Source organism: Pseudohaliea rubra DSM 19751 (genome assembly GCF_000764025.1).
In the GTDB taxonomy this organism is placed as follows: Bacteria; Pseudomonadota; Gammaproteobacteria; order Pseudomonadales; family Halieaceae; genus Pseudohaliea; species Pseudohaliea rubra.
The window spans coordinates 1-7328 of sequence record NZ_KN234811.1; the positions used below are offsets into that span (position 1 = coordinate 1).

The 7328-nt window shown below is 69.1% G+C and carries 8 protein-coding genes; all 8 read right to left on the reverse strand.

Annotated elements, in window-relative coordinates; translation table 11 throughout:
• Window positions 1-600: ubiquinone biosynthesis accessory factor UbiJ (locus HRUBRA_RS14180; protein WP_035518246.1), on the reverse strand; the 600-nt coding region annotated here is incomplete at its 3' end.
• Between the two features lie 19 nt (window positions 601-619).
• Window positions 620-1369 carry a bifunctional demethylmenaquinone methyltransferase/2-methoxy-6-polyprenyl-1,4-benzoquinol methylase UbiE gene (gene ubiE, locus HRUBRA_RS14185; protein ID WP_035518249.1) on the reverse strand — a complete coding sequence of 250 codons (750 nt, stop codon included), beginning with the start codon at window positions 1367-1369 and terminating at the stop codon, window positions 620-622.
• An 86-nt stretch (window positions 1370-1455) separates the two neighbouring features.
• Window positions 1456-1848 carry a gamma-butyrobetaine hydroxylase family protein gene (locus HRUBRA_RS14190; protein ID WP_035518251.1) on the reverse strand — a complete coding sequence of 131 codons (393 nt, stop codon included), beginning with the start codon at window positions 1846-1848 and terminating at the stop codon, window positions 1456-1458.
• A 111-nt stretch (window positions 1849-1959) separates the two neighbouring features.
• Window positions 1960-3282: an ATP-dependent protease ATPase subunit HslU gene (gene hslU, locus HRUBRA_RS14195; RefSeq protein ID WP_035518253.1), complete on the reverse strand. Its 1323-nt coding sequence runs from the start codon at window positions 3280-3282 to the stop codon at window positions 1960-1962.
• Between the two features lie 2 nt (window positions 3283-3284).
• A complete protein-coding gene (hslV, locus tag HRUBRA_RS14200) occupies window positions 3285-3830 on the reverse strand; it encodes an ATP-dependent protease subunit HslV (RefSeq protein WP_035518254.1) in 546 nt (181 codons plus the stop codon).
• A gap of 85 nt (window positions 3831-3915) precedes the next feature.
• Window positions 3916-4497 carry an SPOR domain-containing protein gene (locus HRUBRA_RS14205; protein WP_084592679.1) on the reverse strand — a complete coding sequence of 194 codons (582 nt, stop codon included), beginning with the start codon at window positions 4495-4497 and terminating at the stop codon, window positions 3916-3918.
• Between the two features lies 1 nt (window position 4498).
• Window positions 4499-6184 carry an arginine--tRNA ligase gene (gene argS / locus HRUBRA_RS14210; RefSeq protein ID WP_035518255.1) on the reverse strand — a complete coding sequence of 562 codons (1686 nt, stop codon included), beginning with the start codon at window positions 6182-6184 and terminating at the stop codon, window positions 4499-4501.
• Window positions 6185-6281: 97 nt separating this feature from the next.
• Window positions 6282-7328 (reverse strand): replication restart helicase PriA (gene priA, locus HRUBRA_RS14215; protein WP_035518258.1); only part of this gene is annotated, 1047 nt, incomplete at its 5' end.

The following is a 7328-nucleotide window of genomic DNA, read 5'->3' on the forward strand; positions in this document are numbered from 1 at the left end:
GAGGCGGGCGCCGAGACGGTCCACGGCCAGGCCCAGGGCCTGCACGTCGCTGTAGAAGTCCTCAAGCTCTGCCCGCGGCGGTGTGACTCTGGCTTCTTCGTGCAGAAACTCGTCGAGCTGTCGCGTGAGGCTGCGGCCGGCGTGGAGGCCGAAGCGGAACAGGTCGCGGAGAGCGGCGGCGAGCTGGTGTCCCGCGACATCGCCAAGGGTGTCCACCAGCGGGGCCTCCCAGTCCACATCGAGGTCCGCGACGATGCGCGAAAGCTCGGTGAGTGGTGCGCTGTTACCCTCCAGAGAGAGCTCGCCGTTCACCAGCGTGGCCGCCGGGTCCGCGGAGCCGGCGAGCTCGGCGAAGGCGCTGCCGCTGCCGCGCACCCGTGTGTCCACAGCCCCCTCGTGAACACCGCGCAGCCCCAGTTCGCCATCGGCGGTGGGCAACAGGTAGACGCTGAAGGGCGGCGCCGTGCAGTCTATGGCAAGGACCCGGCCGGCGAGGGCAGCAAGCTCCCGGCGGCTGTGCGGGGACAGGGCGAGGGCGCCGTTGACGGCCTGCTCCAGCGCGGCCACGGCGGCCGTGTGCAGGGTGGGGCTGACGATCATGGCTCCGGTGTACCGGACACTAGGCTTTCACCCCCCGGTGCAGAGCGACCACGCCACCGGTCATGTTGTGGTACTCGACCCGGGCAAAGCCCGCGTCCTCCATCATGCCCTTCAGCGTGTCCTGGTCCGGATGCACGCGGATGGACTCGGCGAGGTAGCGGTAGCTGTCACTGTCGCCGGCGACGAGGCGGCCCATGACCGGCAGCACGCTGAAGGAATAGGCGTCATAGGCCTTTGACAGGAGCGGGTTCTTCGGCTTGGAGAACTCGAGCACAAGCAGCCGGCCGCCGGGCTTGAGCACGCGCAGCATGTCTCCCAGGGCCTGATCCTTGTCGGTGACATTGCGCAGGCCGAAGGCGATGGTGATGCAGTCGAAGCTGGCGTCCGGGAAAGGCAGGTACTGGGCGTCGGCCTGGACGAACGCCAGGTTCTCCGCCAGGCCGTGATCCAGGAGCTTGTCCCGGCCGACGGTAAGCATGGCGTAGTTGATATCGGCGAGCACCACCTGGCCTGCCTCACCGACCAGGCGGCTGAACTTCGCCGCGAGGTCGCCGGTGCCGCCGGCGATGTCGAGGACGCTGTGCCCCGGCCGCACACCGGAGAGCTCGATGGTGAAGCGCTTCCACAGCCGGTGGATACCGCCGGACATGAGGTCGTTCATGAGGTCGTAGCGCTGGGCCACGGAATCGAAAACGCCGGCGACCAGGCCGGCTTTTTCGTCCTTGTTCACTTCACGGTAGCCGAAGTGCGTGGTGTCCTTTTCCGTCATGGTGAATCGCTCTTGCTATGCCCCCGGGGCCTGCTAGGGGCGCCATTGTAGCGCGAAGGCCACGGCGGGTCAGGCGCCCCGGAGGTTCAGGGGTCGAACTGGAGCACCTGCGTTTCCGGGTCCCGGGTGGCGCCGGCGGCGGCGAGCCGGTCCAGGTAATCCTGCCACCAGGCGTCGTGATGGATACAGAGGGCGCGCAGGTGATCCCAGGCGTAGATGCCGCTGTCGTGGCCGTCGTCGAAGACCAGCTGAATGGCATAGTGGCCAACGGGTCTCACGGTTTCGACGAGCACGTGTTTCTTGCCGGTTTGCAGCACCGCCTGGTGAGGGCCGTGGCCACGCACCTCCGCGGAGGGCGAATGCACGCGCAGATATTCGAAGGACAGCGCGTAGGGCGCCTCGCCGGGGTAGCTTACTTCGAGCACGCGGGAGCCGCGGCGCAGTTTGAGGCCCTCCGGTCGGGGCGCATGGTCACTCATGGGTTCTCTCCTCCTGCCTGCTCTATTGGCCGGAGCTGCTGTGGAAGCGGCGCCCCCGCCGCGACAGGGTCGCAACGCCGGCTCAACGCTGCCTCCCAAGGCTTGCGCGGCCTACAGGATGAAGCGCGACAGGTCCTCGTCCAGCGCCAGCTCTGCAAGCTGGCCGTCAACATAGGCTGCGTCTACCACCAGTTCGTCACTCGCCAGGCTTGCATCGGCAGCGCTGAAGGAGGCGTCCTCAAGGAGCCGCTCCATGACCGTATGCAGGCGCCGGGCGCCGATGTTTTCTGTGGTCTCGTTGAGCTGCCAGGCGAGCTCGGCGATGCGGTCGAGGCCGTCATCGGTGAAGCGCACTGCCAGCCCCTCGGTGGCCAGAAGAGCCTCGTACTGGCGCGTCAGGGAGGCGTCGGGCTCGGCGAGAATGCGGCGGAAGTCCGCCGGCGTCAGTGCCTGCAGCTCGACACGGATCGGCAGGCGCCCCTGCAGCTCGGGGATCAGATCCGAGGGCCGGGAGAGGTGGAAGGCCCCGGAAGCAATAAACAGAATATGGTCCGTGCGCAGCATGCCGTGCTTTGTGCTGACGGTACAGCCCTCGATGAGCGGGAGCAGGTCCCGCTGGACCCCTTCCCGCGACACATCGGCGCCGGCGGTTTCACCGCGCTTGGCGACCTTGTCGAGCTCGTCGACAAAAACGATGCCGTTCTGCTCCGCAGCGTCTCTGGCCCGCTGGACGATTTCCTCCTCGTTGACCAGGGTCCCCGCCTCTTCTTCGCAAAGGGCCTCGAAGGCTGCCTTCACGGTCAGCCGGCGGGTCTTGCGCTGCTGTTTCGAAAGATTGGAGAACAGGCTCTGCAGCTGGCTGGTCATTTCCTCCATGCCGGGCGGGGTCATGATGTCGACGCTGCGTCCCTGGCTGCTGAGCTCCACATCGATCTCGCGCTCGTCGAGAGCGCCCTCGCGGAACTTCTTGCGCAGCAGCTGTCGGGTGCTTTCTCCGGAGCCGCCCTCGCCATCGCGGCCCGCGGGCAGCAGCAGGTCGAGGATGCGCTCCTCGGCGGCCTCCTCGGCGCGGGGACGAACACGCCGCACAGCGGCCTCGCGCTCCATCTTGACCGCCGTTTCCACCAGATCGCGGATGATGGACTCCACGTCCCGGCCGACGTAGCCCACTTCCGTGAACTTGGTCGCTTCGACCTTGATGAAGGGCGCATTCGCGAGCCGCGCGAGGCGGCGGGCGATCTCGGTCTTGCCGACCCCCGTGGGGCCGATCATGAGAATGTTCTTCGGCGTGATCTCGCCGCGCAGGTCGCCTTCGACCTGCTGGCGCCGCCAGCGGTTGCGCAGGGCGATGGCGACGGCGCGCTTCGCATCCTCCTGGCCGATGATATGTTTGTCCAGGGCGTGGACAATTTCCCGGGGGGTCATGGTGGACATGGTCAGTGGCCGGTCTCCAGCTCTTCAAAGCTGCGCTGGTGGTTGGTGTAGATGCAGATGTCGCCGGCGATGGCCAGCGCCTTCTCGGTGATGCTGCGGGCGTCGAGGTCCGTGTTCTCCATGAGCGCGAGTGCTGCCGCCTGGGCGTAGCTGCCGCCGGAACCGATGGCAACAAGGTCGTGCTCCGGCTCGATGACGTCGCCGTTGCCGGAGATCACCAGGGAGGTGGCGCTGTCGGCGACTGCGAGCAGTGCCTCGAGCTGGCGGAGGCTGCGCTCTGTGCGCCAGGCCTTGGCCAGGGCCACAGCGGCGCGCACGAGCTGCCCCTGGTGTTTCTCCAGCTGCCCCTCGAAGAGCTCGAAGAGCGTGAAGGCATCGGCGGTGCCCCCGGCAAAGCCGGCGATGACGCGATCCTTATAAAGACGCCGCACCTTGCGGGCGTTGCCTTTCATGATTGTGTGCCCCATGGACACCTGGCCGTCGCCGCCGATCACGACGCGGTCACCGCGGCGCACGCAGAGGATGGTGGTGCCGTCGAATTGCTTCACGTACTGCCTCCGGGAGCTGTCTTCGAGGTATGGGTCCGCTGCCGTGTTAATTCAAGGGCCGCGGCAATTCCAGGGCCCCGGCGCCTCAGGCGCCGCGCCGCATGAGGAGCGTATCGATGTTCTGCTGGGCCGTCAGGCTGCGCGCGGCGGCCATGCGGGAGCGGGACGGAAAAGGCCCGAGGAGAACCCGGTACCAGCGACCGTTGCTGCCCTTGGTCTCCTCCACGCGGGGCTCGAGACCAAGGAGGAGCAGCTCGGCGCGGCGCTGGTCCGCATCCTCGGCGCGGCGGAAGGAGCCCGCCTGAAGCAGGTAGACGGCCTCGTCGCCGGTGCCGCGCTGGGCGGCGACCTCGGCCGGATCCACGTCCACCTCGATGGTCTGCCGGGGCAGCACCTCGAAGAACTCGTAGCGCGGCTGTGCAGCCGCGTCGCTGCCTGCTGCGGCCGTCGCGGCGGGGGCTTCCATCCCCGGCTTTCCGGGGAGCGTGGCGAGATAGACCAGGAAGCTGGCGAGCAGACCGGTGGCGACGCCGCTGCCGTACCAGCGTAACAGCCGGCCGCGGCCCTCACCGTCGCTGCCGGCCGTGCGGCGGCTGGCGCCCTGGCGCCGGCCTTGTCCCTGTGTGCGGCCCTGTATACGCCCCTGTGTCCGGCCGCTGCCCGCCATCCTACATGCGCTCCGGTGCGCTTACTCCGAGCAGCGCGAGGCCGTTGGCAATGGCCTGGCGCACGGCCTCGGCCAGGGCCACGCGTGCATCCCGGAGCGCCGCGTCGTCCACCAGGACCTTGTGCGCGTTATAGAACGTGTGAAAGTGTCCGGCCAGCTCGCGCAGGTAGTTGGCTACCGCGTGCGGCTCCGCCTCCCGGGCGGCCCGGGCGACGATCTCCGGGTAGCGGGCCAGGGTCCGCAGCAGTTCCTGTTCTTCGCTGTTGCCGAGGCGCGTCAGCCCGGCCAGGGATGCCTCCCGGTCCCAGGGCAGTCCGGCCTCGGCAAGGCGCCGGTGCACGCTGCACACCCGCGCATGGGCGTATTGGATGTAGTACACGGGGTTGTCGTTGCTCTGCGACAGGGCAAGGTCGATATCGAAGGTCAGCTGCGAGCTTGGCGCGCGTGCCGCCAGGAAATAGCGGGTGGCATCGCGACCCACCTCGTCGATGAGGTCGCGCAGGGTAACGTAGCTGCCGGCGCGCTTGGAGAGTTTCACCTCCTGGCCGTCGCGCATGACGGTGACCATCTGGTGCAGCACGTAGTCGGGCCAGCCCTCGGGTATGGCCTGCTCCAGGGCCTGCAGACCCGCGCGGACCCGGGTCACGGTGCTGTGATGGTCCGCCCCCTGCTCGTTGATTACCCGGCCGAAGCCGCGGCGCCATTTATTAAGGTGGTAGGCAACGTCCGGCAGAAAGTAGGTGTAGCCACCGTCGGCCTTGCGCATGACGCGGTCCTTGTCGTCGCCGTAGGCCGTGGTACGCAACCACAGGGCGCCCTCTTGCTCGTAGGTCTTGCCGCCCTCCACCAGCAGCCGGACGGTCTCCTCGACCTCGCCGGAACGATAGAGCGACGACTCCAGGAAGTAGGCGTCGAAGTCCACGCCGAAGGCCTTGAGGTCCAGATCCTGCTCGTGGCGCAGCCAGGCCACGGCAAAGTCGCGGATCGCTTCGAGATCCTCCGGATCACCGGCGCCGGAGACCTGCCGGTCCTCGGCGGCGACGCTGTCGCGCCGCAGGTAGGCCTCGGCGACCTCGGTGATGTAATCGCCGCGGTAGCCGTCCTCGGGCCAGCCCGGGTCGCCGGGCGCCCTGCCGTGGCAGCGTGCCTGCACGGAGCGGGCGAGGTTCTCGATCTGCTGACCGGCGTCGTTGTAGTAGAACTCGCTGGACACGTCCCAGCCGGTGGCGCGGAGCAGGCGGCAGAGGCTGTCGCCGACAGCCGCGCCGCGGCCGTGGCCAACGTGCAGGGGGCCCGTGGGGTTGGCGGACACAAACTCCACCTGCACCTTCCGTCCGGCACCCTCGTCGCTTTGACCGAAGCGGTCGCCGGTGCGCAGGGCTTCCGCCACGATCGCCGTGCTGGCGTCGGCGGCGAGGAAAAAATTGATGAAGCCCGGACCCGCAAGCTCTGCGCGCGCGACCGCCGGGTCCGCGGGGAGTGCCGCGATGATGCGTTCGGCCAGATCCCGGGGCTTCATGGCCGCGGCCTTGGCCAGGGAGAGGGCGACGTTGCTGGCGAGGTCACCGTGGGACGCATCCCGGGTGCGCTCTACCTGGATTGCCGGCGAGGTCCCCTCCGGCAGGGTGCCGTCTTCTACCAGCGCCGCAAGCGCGTCTCCGAGGAGGTGCTCAATCAAGCCTTTCATGTGAGCTTCATGCAGGAAAACAGCCTTTTGCGTGAGCTGTCCATTATCGCGCGTCTGTGCGCCTGTGGCCAGTTGCCGACCGTTGTCGACGGTGTTTTCAGAGCGTGTCCAGGGGATCGATCTCGAGGAACCAGTTGAGAGCGCGAGGCGATCGCAGGGCCTCCCCGGCCTGTACCAGGGCCCCGGCGGCAAGGGCGCCCCGGGCCCGGTCCGGGCTGAGGCAGAGGAGCTGGTCCCGGTAGCGCCCGGCGCGGCGCGGCAGAGCCGAGGGCAGGGGGCCGACCAGCTGGGTGCCCTGCGGCAGCATCGCCGCTGCGTCCCGGCGCAAGGCGGCGAGGAAGCGCTCGCCCTCGCCGGCCCGCGGGCTGTCCGCTCGGACCAGGGCGATCTGTCCCGCCGGAGGCAGGCCGGCAGCCACGCGCCGGGCGAGCAGTGCCGTGGCGACCTCGTTGTAGGGTTGCTCGAGGATCGCCCGTAGCAGGGGGTGGTCCGGGTAGTGGCTCTGCAGGAGCATGCGCCCGGGCCTGCCAGCGCGCCCGGCCCGACCGGCGACCTGCGTGAGCAGCTGGGCGAGGCGCTCTTCGCCGCGGAAATCCCCGGCGAAGAGCAGGGCGTCGCAGTCGACCACGCCGACCAGGGCCACGGCCGGGAAGTGGTGGCCCTTGGTGAGCATCTGCGTGCCGAGGAGGATGCACGGCTCGCCGCGGCCCACCCCGGCCAGCAGGGTCTCCATGGCGGCGGGGCTGTCGATGGCGTCGGAGTCGACCCGGTACAGGGGCCAGCGGGGCAGGGCGGCGGCGAGAAACTCCTCCGTCTGCTCCGTGCCAAGACCGCCCGCGAGCAGCTGCGTCCCGCCGCAGGCCGGGCAGGCGACGGGCAGCGGTTTGCGGGCGCCGCAGTGGTGGCACTGCAGCCGCTTGCGGCGTCGATGCACCGTGAGCCGGGCATCGCAGTGATCGCAGCCGGCCACCCAGCCGCAGTCGTGGCACTGCAGGCGGCTCGCGTAGCCGCGCCGGTTGAGGAACAGCAGTACCTGGCCGCCCTGGCCCAGGGTCTCCTCCACCGCCGTGAGCAGGGCCGGCGACAGGCCGGCGCGCAGCGGCTGGCGGCGCAGGTCCACGGCGCCCAGGTCCGGCAGGCTGGC